This window comes from Zestomonas ipomoeae, assembly GCF_057128665.1.
The window spans coordinates 1-24595 of record NZ_JBSKHQ010000026.1 but is presented as its reverse complement, the minus strand read 5'-3'; the positions used below and the strand labels follow the sequence as shown (position 1 = coordinate 24595).

Annotated in this window: 19 protein-coding genes and 1 pseudogene; 18 read left to right on the top strand and 2 right to left on the bottom strand. The window is 66.4% G+C overall.

Annotation, left to right across the window (positions count from 1 at the left end; translation table 11 throughout):
• Nucleotides 1-70 precede the first annotated feature (70 nt).
• The 9 genes from ACWKV7_RS21635 to pgi all read left to right on the top strand — a co-directional run bounded on the left by ACWKV7_RS21635 (nucleotide 71) and on the right by pgi (nucleotide 11464).
• A complete protein-coding gene (locus tag ACWKV7_RS21635) occupies nucleotides 71-247 on the top strand; it encodes a hypothetical protein (RefSeq protein WP_003244646.1) in 177 nt (58 codons plus the stop codon).
• On the top strand, nucleotides 231-3185 hold the full coding sequence (locus ACWKV7_RS21630) for a sensor histidine kinase (RefSeq protein ID WP_483859773.1): 2955 nt from the start codon (nucleotides 231-233) through the stop codon (nucleotides 3183-3185). Before ACWKV7_RS21635 ends, ACWKV7_RS21630 begins: the two co-directional genes overlap by 17 nt.
• A gap of 33 nt (nucleotides 3186-3218) precedes the next feature.
• The gene (locus ACWKV7_RS21625) at nucleotides 3219-4661 is read left to right on the top strand and encodes a sigma-54-dependent transcriptional regulator (RefSeq protein ID WP_483859772.1); all 1443 of its coding nucleotides are present in this window, start codon (nucleotides 3219-3221) and stop codon (nucleotides 4659-4661) included.
• Between the two features lie 765 nt (nucleotides 4662-5426).
• Entirely contained in the window at nucleotides 5427-6830 is a 1404-nt protein-coding gene (pcnB, locus tag ACWKV7_RS21620) for a polynucleotide adenylyltransferase PcnB (protein ID WP_483859771.1), read from the top strand.
• Between the two features lie 3 nt (nucleotides 6831-6833).
• Nucleotides 6834-7313 carry a 2-amino-4-hydroxy-6-hydroxymethyldihydropteridine diphosphokinase gene (gene folK / locus ACWKV7_RS21615; protein WP_483859770.1) on the top strand — a complete coding sequence of 160 codons (480 nt, stop codon included), beginning with the start codon at nucleotides 6834-6836 and terminating at the stop codon, nucleotides 7311-7313.
• Between the two features lie 194 nt (nucleotides 7314-7507).
• The gene (gene panB, locus ACWKV7_RS21610; protein ID WP_483859769.1) at nucleotides 7508-8308 is read left to right on the top strand and encodes a 3-methyl-2-oxobutanoate hydroxymethyltransferase; all 801 of its coding nucleotides are present in this window, start codon (nucleotides 7508-7510) and stop codon (nucleotides 8306-8308) included.
• Nucleotides 8305-9156, top strand: a complete 852-nt coding sequence (gene panC / locus ACWKV7_RS21605; protein ID WP_483859768.1) for a pantoate--beta-alanine ligase — start codon at nucleotides 8305-8307, stop codon at nucleotides 9154-9156. Before panB ends, panC begins: the two co-directional genes overlap by 4 nt.
• 90 nt (nucleotides 9157-9246) lie before the next feature.
• Nucleotides 9247-9627: an aspartate 1-decarboxylase gene (panD, locus tag ACWKV7_RS21600; protein WP_483859767.1), complete on the top strand. Its 381-nt coding sequence runs from the start codon at nucleotides 9247-9249 to the stop codon at nucleotides 9625-9627.
• Between the two features lie 172 nt (nucleotides 9628-9799).
• Nucleotides 9800-11464: a glucose-6-phosphate isomerase gene (pgi, locus tag ACWKV7_RS21595; protein WP_483859766.1), complete on the top strand. Its 1665-nt coding sequence runs from the start codon at nucleotides 9800-9802 to the stop codon at nucleotides 11462-11464.
• 70 nt (nucleotides 11465-11534) lie between these two features.
• On the opposite strand, the gene ACWKV7_RS21590 is transcribed toward pgi, so the two are convergent.
• Nucleotides 11535-12515, bottom strand: coding sequence for a GlxA family transcriptional regulator (locus ACWKV7_RS21590; RefSeq protein WP_483859765.1), 981 nt, complete (start codon nucleotides 12513-12515; stop codon nucleotides 11535-11537).
• Between the two features lie 94 nt (nucleotides 12516-12609).
• On the opposite strand from ACWKV7_RS21590, the gene ACWKV7_RS21585 reads away from it, so the two are divergent.
• From ACWKV7_RS21585 to ACWKV7_RS21545, 9 genes are all read left to right on the top strand, one after another.
• Complete coding sequence (locus ACWKV7_RS21585) at nucleotides 12610-13662, top strand: DJ-1/PfpI family protein (RefSeq protein WP_483859764.1); 1053 nt, start codon at nucleotides 12610-12612, stop codon at nucleotides 13660-13662.
• An 87-nt stretch (nucleotides 13663-13749) separates the two neighbouring features.
• Nucleotides 13750-15687, top strand: coding sequence for an acetate--CoA ligase (gene acs / locus ACWKV7_RS21580; RefSeq protein WP_483859763.1), 1938 nt, complete (start codon nucleotides 13750-13752; stop codon nucleotides 15685-15687).
• A 50-nt stretch (nucleotides 15688-15737) separates the two neighbouring features.
• Nucleotides 15738-16616: an oxygenase MpaB family protein gene (locus tag ACWKV7_RS21575; RefSeq protein WP_483859762.1), complete on the top strand. Its 879-nt coding sequence runs from the start codon at nucleotides 15738-15740 to the stop codon at nucleotides 16614-16616.
• A 104-nt stretch (nucleotides 16617-16720) separates the two neighbouring features.
• A complete protein-coding gene (locus ACWKV7_RS21570; RefSeq protein WP_483859761.1) occupies nucleotides 16721-17899 on the top strand; it encodes an acetyl-CoA C-acetyltransferase in 1179 nt (392 codons plus the stop codon).
• 266 nt (nucleotides 17900-18165) lie between these two features.
• Nucleotides 18166-19182, top strand: a complete 1017-nt coding sequence (locus ACWKV7_RS21565; RefSeq protein WP_483859760.1) for a class I SAM-dependent rRNA methyltransferase — start codon at nucleotides 18166-18168, stop codon at nucleotides 19180-19182.
• 82 nt (nucleotides 19183-19264) lie between these two features.
• A complete protein-coding gene (locus ACWKV7_RS21560) occupies nucleotides 19265-22138 on the top strand; it encodes a DUF748 domain-containing protein (RefSeq protein WP_483859759.1) in 2874 nt (957 codons plus the stop codon).
• Between the two features lie 4 nt (nucleotides 22139-22142).
• Nucleotides 22143-22442 carry a DUF2845 domain-containing protein gene (locus tag ACWKV7_RS21555; RefSeq protein ID WP_483859758.1) on the top strand — a complete coding sequence of 100 codons (300 nt, stop codon included), beginning with the start codon at nucleotides 22143-22145 and terminating at the stop codon, nucleotides 22440-22442.
• 34 nt (nucleotides 22443-22476) lie between these two features.
• Complete coding sequence (locus ACWKV7_RS21550) at nucleotides 22477-22776, top strand: DUF2845 domain-containing protein (RefSeq protein ID WP_483859757.1); 300 nt, start codon at nucleotides 22477-22479, stop codon at nucleotides 22774-22776.
• Between the two features lie 60 nt (nucleotides 22777-22836).
• Nucleotides 22837-24300, top strand: coding sequence for a rhomboid family intramembrane serine protease (locus tag ACWKV7_RS21545; RefSeq protein ID WP_483859756.1), 1464 nt, complete (start codon nucleotides 22837-22839; stop codon nucleotides 24298-24300).
• A 61-nt stretch (nucleotides 24301-24361) separates the two neighbouring features.
• On the opposite strand, the pseudogene ACWKV7_RS21540 reads toward ACWKV7_RS21545, so the two are convergent.
• Nucleotides 24362-24595 (bottom strand): annotated as a pseudogene (locus ACWKV7_RS21540) (hypothetical protein); the annotation flags it as partial.

Here is a 24595-nt window from a genome sequence, read left to right as displayed (position 1 = left end):
CCACGTGAAACTTGCGGCTGGCGGCTCGAGGCTTCTACCATCCCCCCTACCGCCCGACACGAGCCCCTCCATGTATATCTATCGACTGGTCCTGATCCTGGTGGTGGGGATCTACCTGTTCTCCCCCGCCATCATGGACTGGTGGATCGACCCCAATGGCGCCTGGTACCGGCCCTATCTGCTGTGGCTGATTCTCATCGTCGTGACCTTCATCCTGCAGAGCCAACGCGATGCTGACGAGCTTTAGCCTTAGCCAACTGATCCTGATCAGCGCCGCCTACCTGCTGGTGCTGTTCGGCGTCGCCTGGGTCAGCGAGCGCGGCCTGATCCCGCGCTGGATCACCCGCCATCCGCTGACCTATGTGATGTCGCTGGGCGTCTATGCCAGCGCCTGGACCTTCTATGGCACCGTCGGCCTCGCCTATCAATATGGCTACGGCTTCCTCGCCAGTTACCTCGGCGTGTCTGGTGCCTTCCTGCTGGCGCCGGTGTTGCTCTACCCGATCCTGCGCATCACCCGCACCTACCAGCTATCCTCGCTGGCCGATCTGTTCGCCTTCCGCTTTCGCAGTACCTGGGCCGGGGCGCTGACCACACTGTTCATGCTGATCGGCGTGCTGCCGTTACTGGCGCTGCAGATCCAGGCGGTGGCCGACTCCATCGGCATCCTCACCCGCGAGCCGGTACAGGAACGCGTGGCGCTGGCGTTCTGCGGGTTGATCATCCTGTTCACCATCCTGTTCGGCGCCCGCCACATCGCCACCCGCGAGAAACACGAGGGTTTGGTATTCGCCATCGCCTTCGAGTCGCTGGTCAAGCTGGTGGCGATCTCGATCATCGGCCTCTACGCGCTGTACAACGTGTTCGACGGCCCGCAGCAACTGGAGCAGTGGCTGCTGCAGAACAAGGAGGCCCTGGCCACCCTGCACACGCCGTTGCAGGAAGGCCCCTGGCGCACTCTGCTGCTGGTGTTCTTCGCCTCGGCCATCGTCATGCCGCACATGTACCACATGACCTTCACCGAGAACCTCAACCCGCGGGCGATGGTCAGCGCCAGCTGGGGCCTGCCGCTGTTCCTGCTGCTGATGAGCCTGGCGGTGCCGCTGATTCTCTGGGCCGGCCTCAAGCTCGGCGCCACCACCAACCCGGAGTACTTCACCCTGGGCCTCGGCATCGCGGTGAACAGCAAGGTGCTGGCACTGGTCGCCTATGTCGGCGGCCTGTCCGCGGCCAGCGGCCTGATCATCGTGCTGACTTTAGCGCTGTCCGGCATGGCGCTGAATCACCTGGTGCTGCCGCTCTACCAGCCGCCGGCCGAGGGCAACATCTACCGCTGGCTGAAATGGACCCGCCGCGCGCTGATCGCCACCATCATCCTCGCCGGCTACGGCTTCTACCTGCTGCTCGGCGCCGAGCAGGACCTGGCCAACCTCGGCCTGGTCGCCTTCGTCGCCACCCTGCAGTTCCTGCCCGGCGCGCTCTCGGTACTCTACTGGCCGGCCGCCAACAGTCGCGGCTACATCGCCGGCCTGCTCGCCGGCATCGCGGTCTGGGCGGTGTCCATGCTGCTGCCGCTGGTGGGCAACCTGCAAGGCTTCTACCTGCCGATGTTCAACCTGGTGTATGTGCTCGACGACACCAGTTGGCACCTGGCGGCCATCGCCTCGCTGGCGGCCAACGTGGTGGTGTTCTCCCTGGTCTCGCTGTTCACCGATACCAGCGCCGAGGAAAAGAGCGCCGCCGAAGCCTGTGCCGTAGACAATGTGCGCCGCCCGCAGCGACGCGAACTAATGGCCGCCTCGCCGCAGGAGTTCGCCACCCAGCTGGCCAAACCGCTTGGCGCCAAGACCGCCCAGCGCGAAGTCGAACAAGCCCTGCGCGACCTGCACCTGCCGTTCGACGAAAGCCGCCCGTACGCCCTGCGCCGCCTGCGCGACCGCATCGAGGCCAACCTGTCGGGCCTGATGGGACCGAGCGTGGCCCAGGACATCGTCGAGACCTTCCTGCCCTACAAGACCGGCAGCGAAGGCTACGTCACCGAGGACATCCACTTCATCGAGAGCCGCCTGGAGGACTACCACTCGCGGCTCACTGGCCTCGCCGCCGAACTGGATGCCCTGCGCCGCTACCACCGGCAGACCCTGCAGGAGCTGCCGATGGGCGTCTGCTCGCTGGCCAAGGACCAGGAAATCCTCATGTGGAACAAGGCCATGGAGGAACTCACCGAGATTCCCGCGCAGCGCGTGGTCGGCTCACGCCTGTCGACCATCGGCCAGCCCTGGCGCGGTCTGCTGGAAGACTTCATCGCCGCCCCCGACGAACACCTGCACAAGCGTCGCCTGGGCCTGGACGGCGAAACCCGCTGGCTGAACCTGCACAAGGCCGCCATCGACGAACCCCTGGCGCCGGGCAACAGCGGCCTGGTGCTGCTGGTGGAAGATCTCACCGAGATCCAGGCGCTGGAAGACAAACTGGTGCATTCCGAACGCCTGGCCAGCATCGGCCGGCTGGCCGCCGGGGTGGCTCACGAGATCGGCAACCCGATCACCGGCATCGCCTGCCTGGCGCAGAACCTGCGGGAGGAGCGCGAAGAGGACGGCGAGATCATCGAGATCAGCAGCCAGATCATCGAGCAGACCAAGCGCGTCTCGCGCATCGTGCAATCGCTGATGAGCTTCGCCCACGCCGGCGGTCGCCAAGGCGGCAACGAACCGGTCTGTCTCGCGGACATCGCCCAGGAAGCCATCGCCCTGCTGTCGCTGAACAAGCGCAGCGTCGAGGTGCAGTTCTACAACCTCTGCGAGCCGGAGCACTGCGTCGAAGGCGACCCCCAGCGCCTGGTGCAGGTGATGATCAACCTGCTCTCCAACGCCCGCGATGCCTCGCCCGCCGGCGGCGCCATCCGCGTGCGCAGCGAGGCCACCGAGCACACCGTCGACCTGATCGTCGAGGACGAGGGCAGCGGTATTCCCAAGGCGATCCGCGACCGCCTGTTCGAGCCCTTCTTCACCACCAAGGACCCCGGCCAGGGCACGGGGCTCGGCCTCGCACTGGTCTATTCCATCGTGGAAGAGCATTATGGGCAAATCACCATCGACAGCCCGGCCGAGCCGGAGCAACAACGCGGCACCCGGTTCCGGGTCACTCTGCCCCGTTATGTCGTAGCGACGTCCGCCGTTATCTAGCCAGCGATTTGAGATCGTCGAGAGACCGAATTAATGCCACATATTCTGATCGTCGAAGACGAAACCATCATCCGTTCCGCCCTGCGCCGCCTGCTCGAGCGCAACCAGTACCAGGTCAGCGAAGCCGGCTCGGTGCAGGAAGCCCAGGAGCGTTTCAGCATTCCCAGTTTCGACCTGATCGTCAGCGACCTGCGCCTGCCAGGCGCGCCGGGCACCGAGCTGATCAAGCTGGCCCAGGGCACCCCGGTGCTGATCATGACCAGCTACGCCAGCCTGCGCTCGGCGGTGGATTCGATGAAGATGGGCGCAGTCGACTACATCGCCAAGCCCTTCGACCATGACGAAATGCTGCAGGCGGTGGCCCGCATCCTGCGCGAGCGCCAGGAAGCCAAGAGCGCCGGCCCGAGCGAGCGCAGCGCCGGCAATGGCGGCCGCGATGCCGACAAGCCGGCGACCAACGCCGACGGCGAGATCGGCATCATCGGTTCCTGCACCTCCATGCAGGAGCTGTACGGCAAAATCCGCAAGGTCGCGCCGACCGACTCCACCGTGCTCATCCAGGGCGAATCCGGTACCGGCAAGGAACTGGTCGCCCGCGCGCTGCACAACCTCTCCCGCCGCGCCAAGGCGCCGATGATCTCGGTGAACTGCGCGGCCATCCCGGAAACCCTGATCGAGTCCGAACTGTTCGGCCATGAGAAAGGCGCCTTCACCGGCGCCAGCGCCGGCCGCGCCGGCCTGGTGGAAGCGGCCGACGGCGGCACGCTGTTCCTCGACGAGATCGGCGAACTGCCGCTCGAGGCCCAGGCACGCCTGCTGCGCGTGCTGCAGGAAGGGGAAATCCGCCGGGTCGGCTCGGTGCAGTCGCAGAAGGTCGACGTGCGCCTGATCGCCGCCACCCACCGCGACCTGAAGAGCCTGGCCAAGGTCGGCCAGTTCCGCGAGGACCTCTACTACCGGCTGCACGTGATCGCACTCAAGCTGCCGGCGCTGCGCGAGCGCGACGGTGACGTCAACGAAATCGCCCAGGTCTTCCTGGCGCGCCAATGCGCACGTCAGGGACGCGGCGAGCTGCGCTTCGCCCCCGATGCCGAGCAGGCGATCCGCCATTACCCCTGGCCGGGCAACGTGCGCGAACTGGAAAATGCCATCGAGCGCGCGGTGATCCTTTGCGAAGGGCCGCAGATCGCCGCCGACCTGCTGGGCATCGACATCGAACTGAGCGACCTGGACGACGAGGACTTCCTCGATGGCGGCCTGTCCCACAGCGCCGGCGGCACCGGTAACGGGGGCAACGAACCGACCGAGGACCTGTCGCTGGAGGACTACTTCCAACACTTCGTACTCGAGCACCAGGACCACATGACCGAAACCGAACTGGCCCGCAAGCTCGGCATCAGCCGCAAGTGCCTGTGGGAACGCCGTCAGCGCCTGGGCATCCCGCGGCGCAAATCCGGTGCCGCGACCGGTTCCTGAACGCCCTGCTTCCCAGCCCCTGGCATCCAGGGGCACGGCCCCGCGCAGCCCACTCAAGCCGGCAAAAGCCTCACCCCTCCCCCGGGCCGCCATCAGCCCCGTCGCGTGACATGGACAACCCTGCCAGGTTCCCCACGCTGTTACCTTCCAAACATTGCGTAACAAAGCCGGGTCTTATCGTAACGGGAATTCGCTCTTTTTCGGCCCACCGGAAAACGCGAAATGACACCAAGGCATTGATTTACAAGGGTTCGCAAAAGTTGGCATGGCATCTGCTTTATCTCTGGCACAACAACAATAACAAGCAATGCCCTACACAATAAAAATAAGACGTATCGACTCCAGCACAACAAAAACAATAAGGCGGAGGCGCAGCTAACTGATTCTTTTGGAGAGGAGTTGCCTTCGGGGTTCGCCCCACAACCAGGCCGAGAACAACAAGACTGCCCCGAGGCAGTGCCAGAACTGGTTGGGTCACATGGCAACATCAGCGTTCAAAGAAATCCGTTTGCTCTTGGCTCCCGATCTGGGAGGCAATCTGCGGGCCACAGGCTTGGCAGACTATGTCGGACAACAAAAACAACAAGGCCGACCTAATAATAAAAACAAAGCACGCAACTACTTGAGGGGGAGCTTCGGCTCCCCCAGTGCTTTGCCCCCTCCCCGGCCATCGCCTACCCCATCTTCCGAGCCAATGCTAGAATCCGCGGCAACCATGCGGTCATCTTTCGTTCTGGCCGGCCATTTCGTCACACAGTGCATCCCATGCTGAAGAAGCTGTTCCAGTCTTTCCGCTCGCCCAAGCGCCGCGTCCACCACCCCCGCAGCACCCCCGAAGTGCTGAGCGCCAGGCAACACCCGCTGCGCCGCGAGCAAATCAGCCGCTATGCCGTCAGCGTCGTCGAGCGCCTTCAAAAGGCCGGCTACCAGGCCTACCTGGTGGGCGGCTGCGTGCGCGACCTGCTGCTGGGCCTCGAGCCGAAGGATTTCGACGTCGCCACCAGCGCCACTCCCGAACAGGTCCGCGCCGAGTTCCGCAATGCGCGGGTGATCGGCCGGCGCTTCAAACTGGTGCATGTGCACTTCGGTCGCGAGATCATCGAGGTCGCGACCTTCCGCGCCAATCATCCGGAAGGCGACGACGAGGAGGACAGCCACCTGTCCTCGCGCAACGAAAGCGGCCGCATCCTGCGCGACAACGTCTACGGCAGCCTGGAAGACGACGCCCAGCGCCGCGACTTCACCATCAACGCGCTGTATTACGACCCCGTCACCGAGCGCATTCTCGACTACGCGCGCGGCGTGCACGACATCCGCAACCACCTGGTACGGCTGATTGGCGATCCGGAGCAGCGCTACCAGGAAGACCCGGTACGCATGCTGCGCGCGGTGCGTTTCGCTGCCAAGCTCGACTTCGACATCGAGAAGCACAGCGCCGAGCCGATCGGCCGCCTCGCGCCGCTGCTCAATGAAATTCCGTCGGCCCGCCTGTTCGACGAGATCCTCAAGCTGTTCCTCGCCGGGCAGGCCGAGTACACCTTCGACCTGCTGCTCGAGTACGACCTGCTGGCACCGCTGTTCCCGGCCACCGCCAAGGCGCTGGAACGCGACCCGGAGTACACCGAGAAGCTGATCCGCCAGGCGCTGGCCAATACCGACGAGCGCATCGAACTGGGCAAGCCGGTGACACCCGCCTTCCTTTTCGCCGCCCTGCTCTGGCCGGCCCTGCCGGAGCGCGCGGCGCAACTGCAGGCGAACGGCATGCCGCCGATTCCGGCTATGAACGAGGCGGCCCACGAGCTGATCGCCGAGCAGTGCCGCCGTACTGCGGTGCCCAAGCGCTTCACTATTCCGATCCGCGAAATCTGGGACATGCAGGAACGCCTGCCGCGCCGCCATGGCAAGCGTGCCGACCTGCTGCTGGAGAACCCGCGCTTCCGCGCCGGCTACGACTTCCTGCTACTGCGGGAACAGGCCGGCGAACAGACCGACGGCCTCGGTGAGTGGTGGACCGAATACCAGGAGGCCAGCGACAGCGAACGCCGCGCCATGATCCGCGATCTCAGCGGCAAGGACGAAGGCGGCAGCGCTCCCCGCAAGCGTCGTCGCAGCGGCCGCAAGCGCCGCGGACCGCGCACCGAAGGCTCCTCCGCCCCGCTCGACGAGTAACCGATGGAACGGGTCTATATCGGCCTCGGCAGCAATCTCGCCGAACCGCTGGCGCAGTTGCGGGACGCCCTGGCAGCGCTGGGCCGTCTGCCGGACACGCGGGTAGCGCAGGTATCTTCCTTCTATGCCAGCGATCCGCTCGGCCCGCCGGACCAGCCGCGCTACGTGAATGCCGTGGCCGCACTCGACACCGAACTGGAGCCTTGGGCGCTGCTCGACGAGCTGCAACGCATCGAACTGCGGCAGGGCCGCCAGCGCAAGGCCGAACGCTGGGGCCCACGCACCCTCGACCTGGATATCCTGCTGTTCGGCGAGCGTCGCATCGACGACCCGCGCCTGACCGTGCCGCACTACCACATGCATGCGCGCGCCTTCGTGCTCTACCCGTTAGCGGAAATCGCCGCCGACCTGCACCTGCCGGATGGCCGCACGCTCGCCGCATTGCTCGCCGATTGCCCGTTCCAGGGCCTGGAGCGGCTCTGACCGTTCTGTCCCGGCCGGTAACGGGCGTAACAATGGGGTAACACTCCCAATTGACTTCATGCCCCCCCATCGGGACTATAGGCGTCCCGTTGCCCCGCCCCGGCGCCCAGCGCCACCGCGACACGGACCCGATCTTCGCGGATCGAGCCGGACGGGATGCCCAATTGAGGCCGAAATTGGCTGAGGACCGCACCATGACCGACATCACCGTGACCACCCTGCATAGCCTCAAGCAGAGCGGCGAAAAGATCGCCATGCTGACCTGCTACGACGCTACCTTCGCCCAGGCGGCCTGCCAGGCCGGCGTCGAAGTGCTGCTGGTCGGCGACTCCCTCGGCATGGTCCTGCAGGGTCACGACAGCACCCTGCCGGTCAGCGTCGCCGACATGGCCTACCATGTCGCCAGCGTCAAGCGCGGCAACCAGGGCGCACTGATCCTGGTCGACCTGCCGTTCATGGCCTATGCCACGCTGGAACAGACCTTCGCCAACAGCGCCGCGCTGATGCAGGCCGGCGCGCACATGGTCAAGCTGGAAGGCGCGGCCTGGCTCGCCGAGCCGGTGCGCCAACTGGCCGAACGCGGCATTCCCACCTGCGTGCACCTGGGGCTGACGCCACAGGCCGTGAACATCCTCGGCGGCTACAAGGTCCAGGGCCGCCAGGAGGCCCAGGCCCGGCAGATGCGCGCCGACGCCATGGCGCTGGAACAGGCCGGCGCCGCCATGCTGCTGCTGGAGTGCGTACCCAGCGAACTGGCCGAGGAGATCAGCCAGGCGGTGAAGATTCCGGTGATCGGCATCGGCGCCGGCAGCGCCACCGACGGCCAGGTGCTGGTGCTGCATGACATGCTCGGCCTGTCTCTCACCGGCCGTACGCCGAAGTTCGTGAAGAACTTCATGGAAGGCCAGCCGAACATCCAGGCGGCCATCGCCGCCTACGTCAGCGCGGTGAAGAGCCGTGAATTCCCCGCCGCCGAACACGGATTCTCCGCATGAACACCGTCAAGACCGTGCGCGAACTGCGCGCCGCCGTTGCCCGCGCCCGCGGCGAAGGCAAACGCATCGGTTTCGTGCCGACCATGGGCAACCTGCACGCCGGCCACGTGGCGCTGGTGGAGAAGGCCGGCCAGCGCGTCGACTTCGTGGTCGCCAGCATTTTCGTCAACCCGCTGCAGTTCGGCCCCAGCGAGGACCTGGCCAAATACCCGCGCACCCTCGCCGCCGACCAGGAGAAACTCTTCGATGCCGGCTGCCATCTGCTCTTCGCGCCGACGGTCGAGGAGATGTACCCGGACGGCATGGACGGCCAGACCCGCGTCAGCGTGCCCGGCGTCTCCGAAGGCCTGTGCGGCGCCAGCCGGCCGGGGCATTTCGAAGGCGTGGCGACGGTGGTGACCAAGTTGTTCAACATGGTGCAGCCCGATCTCGCCGTGTTCGGCCAGAAGGACTTCCAGCAACTGGCGGTGATCCGCGCGCTGGTGCGCGACCTGAACATGCCGATTCAGATCGTCGGCGAGCCGACGGTGCGCGCCGACGACGAACTGGCCCTGTCTTCGCGCAACGGCTACCTGAGCGAAGCCCAGCGCGCCGTCGCGCCGGCGCTGTACCGTAGCCTGAAGAACATCGCTGCCGCCCTGCGCGACGGCGAGCGGAATTTCGCCAGGCTGATAGAAGCCGGCAAGGCCGAACAGGAAACCGCCGGCTTCCGCCCGGACTACCTGGAGATTCGCGAGGCCAACAGCCTGCGCCAGGCCACCGCGGAGGACCGCCAACTGGTGATCCTGGCCGCGGCGTTTCTCGGTTCCACCCGGTTGATCGACAACCTCACGGTCGATCTGCAATAACCCGCCATAGGCGTCGTTTCGTGACCTTGATCACCCTCTGGGGTTCGGGCACACTCTGCCGCCGCTTGTGCACCTGACGAGGAAACCGCCATGCACACCATCATGCTCAAGGCCAAACTGCACCGCGCCGAAGTGACCCACGCCGTGCTCGATTACGAAGGCTCCTGCGCCATCGACGGTGAGTGGCTGGACCTGGCAGGGATTCACGAGTACGAGCAAATCCAGATCTACAACGTCGACAATGGCGAACGCTTCACCACCTACGCCATTCGCGGCGAGCCGGGCTCGAAGATGATTTCGGTGAACGGCGCAGCCGCCCACAAGGCCCAGGTCGGCCATCGCGTGATCATCTGCGCCTACGCCCAGTACAGCGAGGCCGAGCTGGCCAATTTCAAACCACGCATGCTGTACATGGCCCCGGGCAACGAGCTCAGCCACACCAGCAATGCGATTCCCGTGCAGGTCGCCTGACGCCATTCGCCGTACACTCGAAGCCCGGATGATTCCGGGCTTTTTCATGCTGGCGAGGTCCCCAGGCCGGTGACCCGATCCAGCGAAGCGCACGTCTGAACCTTTCCGCTGCCTAACAATCTCGCTAACAAAATCTCGAACGGCCGAGTCAATAAGAAGGAAGACGCAGCCCATGGCCTACTACCAGCACCCGCTCGATGCCACCACCCTCTCCTCCTGGCAGGCCCTCGGCCAGCACCGCGAGACCATGCAGCGCTTCAGCATGCGCGAGGCTTTCGCCAGCGATGCCGCCCGCTTCGAACATTTTTCCCTGAGCAGTTGCGGCCTGTTTCTCGACTACTCGAAGAACCTGATCAACGCCGAAACCCGCGCCCTGCTGGTCAGCCTGGCCCGCGAGGTCGGGCTGGAGCAGGCGATCCGAGCATTGTTCGAGGGCGAGACGGTGAACGCCTCGGAAGGACGCCCGGCTTTGCACGCCGCGCTGCGCCAGCCGGTCGGCGCCAGGCTGACGGTCAACGGCGTCAACGTGATGCCGGAAGTGCACCGGGTACTGCACCAGATGACCGAGCTGGTCGGCCGCATCCACGACGGCCTGTGGCGTGGCTACAGCGAGAAGCCGATCACCGACGTGGTGAACATCGGCATCGGCGGTTCGTTCCTCGGCCCGCAACTGGTGTCCGAAGCGCTGCTGCCGTTCGCCCAGCGCGGCGTGCGTTGCTACTACCTGGCCAATATCGATGGCAGCGAGTTCCACGAGTTGTCCGCCAAGCTGCGCGCGGAAACCACGCTGTTCATCGTCTCTTCGAAGTCCTTCGGCACGCTGGAAACCCTGAAGAACGCCCAGGCCGCCCGTAGCTGGTACCTGGCCCAGGGCGGCTCGGAAAGCGAGCTGCACCGCCACTTCATCGCCGTTTCCAGCAACACCAAGGCAGCGGTCGAGTTCGGTATCCGCGAGGAAAACATCTTCCCGATGTGGGACTGGGTCGGCGGGCGCTACTCGCTGTGGTCGGCCATCGGCCTGCCGATCGCCCTGGCCATCGGCATGTCCAACTTCAAGGAACTGCTGTCCGGCGCCTACAGCATGGACCAACACTTCCAGAGCGCACCCTTCGAGGAAAACATGCCGGTGCTGCTGGCCCTGCTCGGGGTCTGGTACGGCAACTTCTGGGGTGCGCAGAGCCACGCCATCCTGCCCTACGACCACTACCTGCGGAACATCACCAAGCACCTGCAGCAGTTGGACATGGAATCCAACGGCAAGAGCGTGCGCCAGGACGGCAGCCCGGTGACCTGCGCCACCGGCCCGGTGATCTGGGGCGGCGTCGGCTGCAACGGCCAGCATGCCTACCACCAGCTGCTGCACCAGGGCACCGAGCTGATCCCCGCGGACTTCATCGTGCCGGTGGTCAGCTACAACCCGGTGTCCGACCACCACCACTGGCTGTACGCCAACTGCCTGTCGCAGAGCCAGGCGCTGATGCTCGGCAAGACCCGCGAGGAAGCCGAAGCCGAGCTGCGCCGCAAGGGCCTGCCGGAAGCGGAAGTGCAGCGCCTGGCGCCGCACAAGGTGATCCCCGGCAACCGGCCGAGCAACACCCTGGTGCTGGAACGCATCGACCCCCGCCGCCTGGGCGCGCTGGTGGCCTTGTACGAGCACAAGGTATTCGTGCAGAGCGTGGTCTGGGGCATCAACGCCTTCGACCAGTGGGGCGTGGAGCTGGGCAAGGAGCTTGGTCAGGGCGTCTACCAGCGTCTCGCCGGTACCCTGGAAAGCAGTGCCGAGGATGCCTCGACCCAGGGTCTGATCGACTACTTCCGCGGCCGCCATCGCGGCTGAGCCCAGATACCCCTCTCGCAGGGCGGGTGCAACCCGCCTTTGCCCTCAGGACTGGCGGGCTGCACCCGTCCTACCCATGGCGTTCAACCTTGCGGCAGAAGCGCTGGCGATATTCGCCCGGCGTCACGCCGAGCGCCTGGACGAAGGCGCGCCGCAGGTTGTATTCGCTGATGAAGCCGCTCTGCCGCGCCACCCGCTTGAGCGCCGTGGCGCCGCCCTCCAGCAACCGGCAGGCCTGCTCCAGGCGAAGCTGCTGCAACAGCTTCGCCGGCGTGGTGCCCAGCTCCGCCTGGCACTGCCGATGCAGGGTACGCGGCGACATGGCCATGGCGTCGGCCATCGCCTGCACGTCGGGCACTTCGCTGAGGTGCTCGCGCAGCCAGCCTACCAGCCGCTCCATCGCACCTCCGGGCCGCGCCTGCTGGGCCAGCAGCTCGGCGCTGAACTGGCGCTGCCCACCCGGTCGCTGCAGATACACCACCAGCCCCTTGGCCACCTGCAGCGACATCTCGCGGCCGTGATCGGCTTCCACCAGGCTCAGGCACAGGTCGATGCCGGCGGTGACGCCGGCCGAGCTGTACAGGCCCCGGTCCTCGACATAGAGCGCATCCTCCAGCAGCCGCACGCGGGGAAACAGCCGTTGCAGCAAGGCGGCGTAACGCCAGTGGGTAACCGCCTGGCGATCTTCGAGCAGACCGGCCTGGGCCAGCAGGAAGGCGCCGGTGCATACCGAGCCGCAACGTGCCAGATGCGGCTCGACCTGGGCCAGCCAGCGGGCCAGGCGCCCCTCGACCATGGCCTGCTGCACGCCGAAGCCGCCGGCCACCAGCAAGGTACCACCGGCCAGGCTGGCGGGCTCGGGCAGCGCTTCGCTGTGCATCTGCAAACCGGTCGAGGAACGCACCAGCCCACCGTCGAGGGAGTACAACCGCAAGCGGTAGACCTCCTGCCGCCGCAGCTCGTTGACCGCGGCGAACACTTCCGCCGGGCCGCTGGCGTCGAGCAGCTGGAACTGGGGAAAGATCAGCAATGCCACCTCATGCGCGGGCATGGAAGGCTCCTGGCAGTTTTTCAACCTAGCTTGTCATTTCCGCCAAAGTCCGCCAAGGCATGCTTACAGCTCACCTCATCCATGGAGCCTCTTCATGCGTGCCCTGCTTCTGCTGTGCCTGTTCGCGGCCGCCGCAACCTTGGCCAGCGAGCGCATTCCCCCCTACCAGCCGCGCTTCGAACGCGAGCGCCCTGTGATCGCGGTGGTCGGCGACAACCGCATGACCGAGCTGGTTGACTACGTGGTGCCCTACGGCGTGCTCAGCCACGCTGGCGTCGCCGAGGTGGTCGCCCTGGCCAGCGAACCTGGCCCATTGAACCTGATGCCGGCGCTGACCCTGTTGCCGCAGACGACCCTCGCCGACTTCGACCGGCAGCAGCCGCAGGGAGCCGACTACGTGATCGTGCCCGCGGTGCACCACAGCGACGACCCGACGCTGACCGCCTGGCTGCGCGCGCAGGCGGGCAAGGGTGCGACCCTGGTCGGCATCTGCGACGGTGCGCTGCTGCTGGCCCACGCCGGGCTGCTCGACGGCCGCCGCGCCACCGGGCACTGGTATTCGCAAGAGGAACGCGAGGCGGACTTCCCCCAGGTGCGCTGGCAACGCAACCGCCGCTACGTGGTGGACGGCCCGTTCATTACTTCTTCCGGGGTGAGCGCGGCCCTGCCGGTTTCCGTCGCACTGGTGGAGGCCATTGCCGGCCGCGCCAGGGCCGCGGCGGTGGCCGGCGAATTGGGCCTGGCCGACTGGTCGCCGATCCACGACAGCGACGCCTTTCGCCTGGGCGCTGGCGACTACCTCACCGTCGCCGGCAACTGGCTGGCCTTCTGGGGCCATGAGCGCCTGGGCCTGGCGGTAACTCCCGGCGTCGACGAAATCACCCTCGCCCTTCGCGCGGACGCCTATTCGCGCACCTATCGCTCCGAAGCGCTGGCGGTAGCCGACGACGACTCACCGCTGCGTACCCGCCACGGCCTGGTCCTGCTGCCGGAAAACCGCGCCACACTGCCTCCCGACCTGCCCATGTTGCCGCCACCCGCCAGCACCGCCCAGGCCGCGCTCCAGCAGGCCCTGCACGACATTGCCGGACGCTACGGCACAGCCACCGCCCGCCTCGCCGCCCTGCAATTGGAATATCCACGCTGAAGCGCAGCAGCCTGCCAGTACTTGAACCGCTCCGTGCCTGGGTGCACCCTACCGGGCTACGTGGATACAACAACAAAGGGACCCGCCATGTTCGAGATCACCACCCATCCGGTCACCGAAGCCGTTCGCCAGCGCGCGCACCTGGATGACGACGGCTATCGGCGCCTGTACCAGCAATCCATCGAACAGCCCGAGCAGTTCTGGGGCGAACAGGCCAAGGCCTTTCTCGACTGGTCCAAACCCTGGCAGCAGGTCTGCGAAGCGGACCTGCGCAAGGGCCACGCCGCCTGGTTCAAGGGCGGCCAGCTGAACGTCAGCCACAACTGCATCGACCGCCACCTCGAACGGCGCGGCGAGCAGATCGCGATCATCTGGGAAGGCGACAATCCCGGCGAGTCCGCGCAGATCACCTATCGCAAGCTGCACTCCCATGTCTGCCGCCTGGCCAACGTGCTGAAGAGCCGCGGCGTGAAAAAGGGCGACCGGGTGTGCATCTACATGCCGATGATTCCCGAAGCTGCCTACGCGATGCTCGCTTGCACCCGCATCGGCGCGATCCACTCGGTGGTGTTCGGCGGCTTCTCGCCGGATGCCCTGCGCGACCGCATTCTCGATGCCGACTGCCGCACCGTGATCACCGCCGACGAAGGCGTGCGCGGGGGCAAGTACGTGCCGCTCAAGCGCAACGTCGACAAGGCCCTGCAGGGCTGCCCGGACGTTTCCACCGTGGTGGTGGTCGAGCGCACCCAGGGCGAGATCGACTGGGTCGAGGGCCGCGACCTCTGGTATCACAAGGCCCTGCAAACCGTCGGCGACGACTGCCCGGCCGAGCCGATGGATGCCGAGGACCCGCTGTTCATCCTCTACACCTCCGGCAGCACCGGCAAACCCAAGGGCGTGCTGCACACCACCGGCGGCTACCTGCTGCAGGCGGCGATGACCCACAAGTACGTGTTCGATTACCACGACGGCGACATCTACTGGTGCACCGCCGACGTCGGCTGGGTTACCGGCCACAGCTACATCGTCTACGGTCCGCTGGCCAACGGCGCCACCACGCTGATCTTCGAAGGCGTACCGAGCTACCCGGACAGCTCGCGCTTCTGGCAGGTCATCGACAAGCACCAGGTGAACATCTTCTACACCGCGCCGACGGCGCTGCGCGCGCTGATGCGCGAAGGCGCGGGCCCGGTGCAGAAGACCTCGCGAGAGAGCCTGCGCCTGCTCGGCTCGGTGGGCGAGCCGATCAACCCGGAAGCCTGGGAGTGGTACTACCACGTGGTCGGCGAGACCCGCTGCCCCATCGTCGATACCTGGTGGCAGACCGAAACCGGCGCCATCATGATCACCCCGCTGCCCGGCGCCACTGTGCTCAAGCCCGGCTCGGCGACCCGCCCGTTCTTTGGCGTGCAGCCGGTGCTGCTGGACGAACAGGGCAAGGAAATCGACGGCGCCGGCAGCGGCGTGCTGGCGGTCAAGGCCAGTTGGCCGAGCCAGATCCGCAGCGTCTACGGCGATCACCAACGCATGATCGACACCTACTTCAAGCCCTACCCCGGCTACTACTTCACCGGCGACGGCGCGCGCCGCGACGAGGATGGCTACTACTGGATCACCGGGCGGGTGGACGACGTGATCAACGTCTCCGGGCACCGCATCGGCACCGCCGAAGTGGAAAGCGCCCTGGTGCTGCACGATGCGATCGCCGAGGCGGCGGTGGTCGGCTGCCCCCACGACGTCAAGGGCCAGGGCGTCTACGCCTTCGTCACCCTGATGGCCGGCAGCTCGCCGAGCGACGAACTCAAGCAGGAGCTGATGGCCCTGGTGGCCAAGGAAATCGGCTCCTTCGCCAAGCCGGACTTCCTGCAATGGGCGCCGGGCCTGCCGAAGACCCGTTCCGGCAAGATCATGCGACGCATCCTGCGCAAGATCGCCTGCAACGAGCTGGAAAACCTCGGCGACACCTCGACCCTGGCCGACCCGTCGGTGGTGGACGAGCTGATCGACAACCGCCTGAACCGTTGACCTCGACGCTGCCGGCCCCGCATCGGGTCGGCAGCCAGCCAAGGATTTCCATGGAACTGCTACGCCGTCGTATCGAAGCCCAGGCCCTGAGCCTCACTGGCCTGGCCATCGGCGGCGTCGACTATGCCAACCCACCAGGCGACCCCGGCCTGTTCGGCCCGCAATCGGTGTGCTGGCGCGTACATGGCGACTTCAGCTGCATGCTGGTGGGCGGCATTTCCGCCCTGCTCCTGCAGCTGCTGCACCCGCTGGCGCTGGCCGGCGTCTGGGACCACTCCAACTTTCGCGACGACATGCTCGGCCGCCTGCGCCGCACCGGCCAGTTCATCGCCGCCACCACCTACGGCAGCCGCGCCGACGCCGAACGGCTGATCGAGCGGGTCAAGGCCATTCACCTGGGCGTCAACGGCCAGGCACCGGATGGCCGCCCCTATGCCGCCAGCGACCCGCGATTGCTGACCTGGGTGCACGTGGCCGAGGTCAGCAGCTTCCTGCACGCCCACCTGCGCTACCGCGACCCGCACATGTCGCCGGCCGAGCAAGACCGTTACTACGGCGAAATCGCAGAGGTGGCCGAGCGCCTGGGCGCCAGCGACGTGCCGCGCTCCGTGCGCCAGGTCGCCGACTACCTGCGGGACATGCAACCACAACTGCTCTGCGACGAGCGCGCCCGCGAGGTCCTGCGCGTGCTGCGCGAAGCGCCCGCGCCCAATGCCCTGATGCAGCCGTTTGCCAGCCTGATGATGCGCGCTGGCATCGAACTGCTGCCGGACTGGGCCCTGGCCATGCACGGCATCCAGTTCAGCCCGCTGCAGCGCCGGCTGATCCGCAGTGGCGTGCGCGCCAATGCCGGCGTGCTGCGCTGGGCGATCCACGACGCAGCCGTGCACCGCTCGCGGCGGCGCATGGGGTTGCCGGCAAGGACCTGAGCGACGACCGCACGGTCACCCTGCGGTATGGAAGCGGTCAAACGTCCTATGCCACCATAGCCACCCTCCGCGGCCCGCCGCGCCCCTTCTTCGAGGAACCGCACATGCAAGACGTCGTCATCGTCGCCGCCACCCGCACCGCCGTCGGCAGCTTCCAGGGCTCGCTGGCCAACATTCCCGCCGTCGACCTGGGCGCCGCAGTGATCCGCCGCCTGCTGGAACAGACCCAGCTGGACGGTGCCGAGGTGGACGAAGTGATCATGGGCCAGGTGCTCACCGCCGGTGCCGGGCAGAACCCGGCCCGGCAGGCCGCGGTCAAGGCCGGCCTGCCCCACGCGGTGCCGGCGCTGACGCTGAACAAGGTCTGCGGCTCCGGCCTCAAGGCGCTGCACCTGGGCGCCCAGGCGATCCGCTGCGGCGATGCCGAGGTGGTCATCGCTGGCGGCCAGGAAAGCATGAGCCTCGCCCCCTACGTGATGCCCGGTGCCCGCACCGGCCTGCGCATGGGCCACGCCCAACTGATCGACAGCATGATCCAGGATGGCCTGTGGGACGCCTTCAACGACTTCCACATGGGCATCACCGCCGAGAACCTGGTGGAGAAATACAGCCTCAGCCGCGAGGAACAGGACGCCTTTGCCGCCGAGTCGCAGCGCAAGGCCATCGCTGCCATCGAGGCCGGACGTTTCAAGGCCGAGATCACGCCGATCATGATCCCGCAGCGCAAGGGCGACCCGGTCGCCTTCGACACCGACGAGCAACCGCGCGCCGAAACCACCACCGACTCCCTGGCCAAGCTGCGCCCGGCATTCAAGAAGGAAGGCTGCGTCACCGCCGGCAACGCCTCTTCGCTCAATGACGGTGCGGCCGCCGTGCTGCTGATGAGCGCCGACAAGGCCGCCAAGCTCGGCCTGCCGGTCCTGGCACGCATCGCCGCCTACGCCAGTGCCGGGGTCGACCCGGCGATCATGGGCATCGGCCCGGTGCCCGCCACCCGCCGCTGCCTGGACAAGGCCGGCTGGAGCGTCGGGCAATTGGACCTGATCGAAGCCAACGAAGCCTTCGCCGCCCAGGCGCTGTCGGTGGGCAAGGAGCTGGGCTGGGATGCCGACAAGGTCAACGTCAACGGCGGCGCCATCGCCATCGGCCACCCCATCGGCGCATCCGGCTGCCGCGTACTGGTGACCCTGCTGCATGAAATGATCCGCCGCGACGCCAAGAAAGGCCTGGCCACCCTGTGCATCGGCGGCGGCCAGGGCGTGGCGCTGGCTATCGAGCGCTGATCGCACCGAGGTAGGGTGGATCACGCTTCATCGATCCACCATCACGGCGGATGTAAACAGCGACATCCACCCTACCGGCCGAGTATCGGTCGCGACCATCGAGCGCTGGTGCCCACCTGGCCTGGTAGGGTGCGGTTGAGGAGCGCAGCGACGAAGCCCAACGATTCCCTTCCCAGTGCCGCGCCCTGCGCCCACGTCCAGCCGGTTCGGCGCGCGCTCCCGACGCCTGTTAAACTGCCCGCCTTCCATCCTTCCGAGACCCGCGCATGCCCTCTCTCGATCAGGCGCTGCGCGCCGCTCTCGCCGCCCGCCAGGGCCTGCTGGGCGAACTGCACGGCCAAGGCACCGACTGCTACCGGCTGTTTCACGGCAGCCAGGAAGGCGCGCCCGGGCTGACCATCGACCGCTACGGTAAACAGCTGCTGGTGCAGAGCTTCCACCAGCCGCTCGATCACGCACGCCTGCCGGAACTCACCGGCCTGGTGGAAGCGCAGCTCGGCGAGAAACTGCTGCTGGTCTACAACGACCGCTCCGGCGGCAACTCGCGCATCGATCGCAGCGACGCCAGCCACCAGGCCGAGGCCCTGGCGCTGGAAGACCAGATCGGCCGCGAGTGGGGCCTCAACTACCGTGTGCGCGGCCGCCACGCCGGGCAGGACCCGCTGTTGTTCCTCGACCTGCGCAACGCCCGCGGCTGGGTCAAGGCCCACAGCGCCGGCAAGTCGGTGCTCAACCTGTTCGCCTACACCTGCGGCGTCGGCCTGTGCGCTGCCGCGGGCGGGGCACGCGAGGTACTCAACCTGGACTTCGCCGAAGGCAACCTGGCGGTCGGCCGGGAAAACGCCGCGCTCAACCCACAGCTGGCGCCGATGGGCTTCCTGCAATCGGACTACTTCCCGGCGATCCGCCAGCTTGCCGGGCTGCCCGTCGCCAAGCGCCGCGACCAGCGCCTGCCCAGCTACCCGCGCCTGGAAGCCCGCTCGTTCGATCTGGTGTTCCTCGACCCGCCGGCCTATGCCAAGAGCGCCTTCGGCACCGTCGACCTGCTGCGCGACTACCAGAGCCTGCTCAAACCAGCCCTGCTGGCCACCGCCGAACACGGCGTACTGATCTGCTGCAACAACCTGGCGAAGGTGGCGCTGGATGACTGGCGTGCGCAGGTGTTGCGCTGTGCGGAGAAGCTCGGCCGGCCGGTGCGCGATTGCCAGGTCCTGAGCCCGGCCGCCGACTTTCCCTCGCTGGACGGGCAGCCGCCACTGAAGACCCTCATCCTGCAACTCTGAAACGCGCACGCCGCAACGTTAGGAACCCAGGCGGCATGCCATACTCCAAGGCATTTCTTGCCGGGACGGATGAAGCCTTACCATGCCCAAAGGATTGAAACGCACACTCATCGCGGCGCTGCTTGCCGTCGGCCTCTACAGCCTGCTCGGGTTCCTGGTGCTGCCCGGCGTGGCGTTGCATATCGCCAACCAGCAACTGGCCCAGTACGTCACCCAACCGGCCAAGCTGGAGCGCATCGAGTTCAATCCCTTCAGCCTGGAGCTGACCCTCTACCAGCTGCGCCTGGGCGAGCCTGGCGCGGAGCAACTGGCCTTCGAGCGGCTGTATGCCAACCTGCAACTGTCCAGCCTGTGGCGCGGTGCCCTGCAGCTGGCGGCAGTGGAACTGGACCGGCCGCAGCTGGAGCTGCTGCTGGACAAGCAGCGCAAGAGCAACCTCGGCAGCCTGTTCCGCCTGCCGGAACAAACCGCACAGGACGAGTCGCCGAGCGACGAGCCCTTCGCCGTGCGCATCGAGCGGCTGCAGCTGAATCGCGGCGAGTTGCACTTCCAGGACCGCAAGCCGGGTGAAGGCGTCGACTACCGTCTCGCGCCCATCGATCTCGAGCTGCACAACTTCAGCACCCTGCCCGACGAGCAAGCCGACCTGAACCTGACCGCCAACGGAGCCCAGGGCGGTCGCCTGGAGTGGCGCGGCGACTTCAACCTGACGCCGCTGGCGTCCACCGGGCACCTCAAGCTCGACGACCTCGCCCTGCAGACCTTTTGGCCCTATGTGCGCGACGCCGTGCCGCTGGCACTGGAGCAAGGCCGGCTGAGCCTGGCCAGCGACTACCGCCTCAGCCTGGACAAGCAGCTGCAACTGACGTTGAGCGACGCCTCCCTGGAGCTGGCCCCATTCGCCATGCAGGCATCGGACGGCAAGCCCCTGCTGCAGCTCGAAAGACTGGCGCTGAAGCAGATCGCCTTCGACCTGGCCAAACGCCAAGTCAGCGTGGGCCAGATTCGCAGCCAGGGCCTGCAGGCCTGGGCCGCCCGCGAGACCGATGGACGCCTGGACTGGCAGAGGCTGGTTACCGGCAGCGCGTCGACAAACGCCGAACCGCCCGCCGCCAAGGCCGATGGCAAACCCTGGCGGGTGCAAGTGGGCGATGCGCAACTGAGCGGCGCACAGCTGCACCTGGCGGACCGGGTGCCGGCGGAGGCGGTCACGCTCGACGTCGGGCCGCTCGATCTGGAACTGCATGACCTCGACAGCCAGGGCCAGTCGCCCTTCGCGATCCAGCTGAAGACCGCCGTCGGGCGCCAGGGCCGGCTCACCGCCAGCGGCCAGGTGCAACTGGACCCGCTCAGCGCCGAGCTGCAGGTCACCAGCAGCGACCTGGACCTGCGCCCGGCGCAAGCCTATCTGACGCCCTACGTTCGCCTGGAGCTGCGCAGCGGCTTTTTGTCCAGCGACCTCAAGGTCACCGTGAAAGGCGCCCAACCGCTGGGCCTGAACATCGGCGGCAGCGCGTCCATCCGGCAACTGCATACCGTCGATACCCTCAACGACCGCGACTTCGTCCGTTGGCAGCAACTGCAGGTGCAGGGCATCGACTACCGCCATGGCGAGGGCCTGGCAATCGGCAAGATCGACCTGGCTCAGCCCTATGCACGGATCATCATCAACGAAAACCTGAGCACCAACGTCAAGGCGCTGCTGGTGGAGCAACCCACCAAGCCCGCGGCGGACAGCGCCGAGAAACGCGAACCGCTGGCCATTCGCATCGACGACATCGCGATCCGCGACGGCTCGGCGAACTTCGCCGACTTCAGCCTGACCCCGAACTTCGCCACGGCCATCCAGCAGCTCAACGGTCGCATCGGCCGCATCGACAACCGCAACCCGCAGCCTGCCAGTGTCGCCATCAAAGGCAAGGTCGACCGCTACGCGCCAGTGAGCATCGACGGCAGCCTCGACCCCTTCGACCCGCTGCAGCGACTGAACCTGGCCGTCAGTTTCAAGGGCGTCGAACTGACCACCCTGACGCCCTACTCCGGCAAGTTCGCCGGCTACCGCATCCGCAAGGGCCGCCTCAACCTGGATCTGCACTACCGCATCGACCACGGCAAGCTCAACGCCGAGAACCGGCTGGTGCTCGAGCAATTGCAGCTCGGCGAGCAGGTCGACAGCCCCGATGCGGTGGACCTGCCCCTGCGGCTGGCGGTGGCCTTGCTGAAGGACAGCCAAGGCAAGATCGACATCAGCCTGCCGGTGCAGGGCGACCTGAACAACCCGGAATTCAGCGTCGCACCGATCATCTGGAAGAGCCTGCGCAGCCTGATCGCCAAGACCGTGCGCGCGCCGTTCAAGCTGCTGGCCAAACTCGGCGGCGGCAACAATATCGACCTGAGCCAGATCGAGTTCGCCGCCGGCAGCGCCGAGCTGGACCAGCAGGCCCAGCGCACCCTCGACACACTGGCCGAGGCCCTGCAGAAGCGCCCGGAACTGCGCCTGGAAATCCAGGGCACCAGTTCCCGCGCAGTGGACGCGCCGACGCTCGCCGAGCAGCGCCTGGAGCGCGAGTTGAAGCGGACCTACTACCGCATGCTGCAGCGGCGCGGCGACCCGGTACCGGACCAGACCCTGGACATCGTGGTACCTGAGGAGGAAAAGGGGCCGCTGCTGGAAGGCCTCTACCGCGCCCGCCTCAAGCACCAGCCTCCGGAAGAATGGGCAGCGCTGGAAGACGAGCAACGCTACTACCGTTTGCGCCAGGCCTTGCTCGACCTGTGGAATCAGAGCACCCTGATGCCGCGCCAACTGGCCCAGGATCGCGCATCGAGCATCAAGGACTATCTGGTCGAGCGCGGCGACCTGCACGCCGACCGTCTCTACCTTCTCGATGTCGAGCTGACCGATGCGCAAAGCGACGGCAGCGTCGCCACCCCTCTACACCTGGATAGCGAATAGAACCATGAATCGCTCGATACTCACCCTGTCCGCGCTGGTCTGCGCCTTGATCGCCCCCCTCAGCCAGGCGGAGACCATGCGCTGCGGCAGCCAGTTGGTCAGCCTCGGCGACCGCGCCTTCGAAGTACTGAACAAGTGCGGCGAACCGCAATACCGCGACCGCATCGGCTACACGCTGGGCGCCAACGATCGCCGCGAACTGAAGCTGGAGGAATGGGTATACGGGCCGGGCGGCGGCATGCTCAATATCCTGACCTTCGAAGGCAACCGCCTGACCCGCATCGAAACCCGTCGCTCCAACTGACTGCCCGCCCTCTTCCCTGCCCCATGGAACCGAAGTGAAAGCCCGATTCGTTTTTCTCGCCCTGCTACTGGCCGGCAATGCCCAGGCCAGTTCGACCCTGCGCTGCAACAGCAAGCTGATCAGTCTGGAGGACAGCAGCGCCGAGGTGCTGCACAAATGCGGCGAACCGGCCAGCCGCGACCTGATCGGCTATGTGGAGGTGGTCGACGAATACGGCTTCAGCCACGAACTGGCGGTGGAAGAGTGGATCTACGGGCCCCGCAGCGGCATGTACCACTATCTGCGTTTCGAGGGGAACCGCCTGCAGCGGATCGACAGCAAGCGCGGCCACTGACAGCAACGGAGCGAGATGCTAGGCTCGCCACCCCTCCTCGCCGCCATGGACAGGTAGTCGATGCTGATCGTACCCGCCGAACACCCGCTGGACTGGAAGAAGCCGCCGCTGATCACGCTGCTGCTGATTCTGCTCAATACCCTGATCTATTTCGGCTACCAGAGCGGCGACGACCAGCGCCGTGAAGCGGCGCTCGACGCCTACCTCGACGGCGGCCTGCTCAATCGCGAACGGCAGCTGTTCCTCGACGCCTTCGCCGCCGAACATGGCCTGGACGAAGAGGAGCGCCGCTCGGTCGACGCCATGCGCCGCAGCGACCTGGCCGAACTGATGCTCTACAGCCTGGACTTCGAACACCAGCTGCATGGCAACCCGCAATACCAGGCCGACCCGGCCTGGCAATCGGCCCGGCAGCGCGCCGAAGCGGCGCGGGACCGCATCAGCTCGTTCCGCTTCGGCTTCATCCCGGCACGCTTTACCGTCGAAGGGTTGTTCGGCGCGATGTTCCTGCATGGCAGCTTCATGCACCTGTTCGGCAACATGTTGTTCCTGTTCATCTTCGGCTTCGCCCTGGAAATCGCCCTCGGCCGCGCCGCCTATCTCGGCCTCTACCTGCTCAGCGGCCTGGGCTCGCACCTGCTCTGGTGGGCCTGCCAACCGGACACCTGGATACCCGGCGTCGGCGCATCCGGCGCCATCTCCGGCCTGATGGGCATGTACCTGGCGGTCTACGGACTGCGCAAGATCAACTTCTTCTACTGGCTGGGGCCGATGATCGGCTATTTCCGCGCGCCGGCACTGTGGATATTGCCGGTGTGGATGGGCAAGGAGCTGTACGGCCTGCTGCTGGCCAACGATAGCACCAACTACTATGCCCACCTCGGCGGCCTGGGCGCCGGCTACCTCGCCGTCTGGCTTCCACGCCTGGGCGGCCGGTTGAAGGTCGACGAAGCCTACCTGCACAAGGAAGACCCGGACGCGCCGTTCAAGCGCGAACTGGCGGCGCTGGACCAGTTGATCGGCCGCTTCGCCCTCGACCAGGCCGCCAGCCGCGGCCCCGACCTGCTGATCCGCTACCCGGGACGCCTCGAACTGCTCGAACGCCTCTACCCGGTGGCCAAGACCCGCCAGGATAAAGTGCTGCTCAGTGGCCTGCTCAAGCAGTTGTTCGCCCTGCCGGACACCGCGCAAAGCCTGCCGCTGCTGCAGCGCCTGGCCGACGACAGCGCCGAACAACGCCTGCTGCAACACCCCGCCGTGCAACTGCATCTGTTGCAGCGCCTGCTGCGTGCCGGCGACGGCACCCGCGCCCTCGGCGCCTGGCGCCGCCTCGGCCAGGCCGCCAAACACCCGCCACAGATGCCGGCACTGAGCCTGCAGCTGGCCAAGCAGCTTGGCCAGAAGCACGACCTGCATGGCTTGGGTGAACTCAGCCGATTCCTGGTGCTGCACTACCCGGAGGCGGAGCAGACTCAGCAGGTGGCGTTGTATCGGCAGCATCTGAGTCAGCAGTCGGTGGTTTGAGCCTTCATGGGCAAACTGGAAAAGGCACCCGTGGTGCCGCTTGCGAAAAAGGGGGACAGATTTATTTTTCGATGGCCTTCCTAGCCCTACCTTGCTCTCTTCGTTCGATGCGAAGCCCGGCAATTCGCTCTACTTCGTCTACAAAGCGGCTATCGCCCGTCAACTGACCACGCTGCAGACCATCTCGGATCATGGATAGCTCCGCCTGCAATACAGCTTGAATCGCCCCGGGTTTCGTGGAGGCCTCCACTCTTGAGAAGATGAGGCTATGAGAAAATCCACGACCTACTCCCCC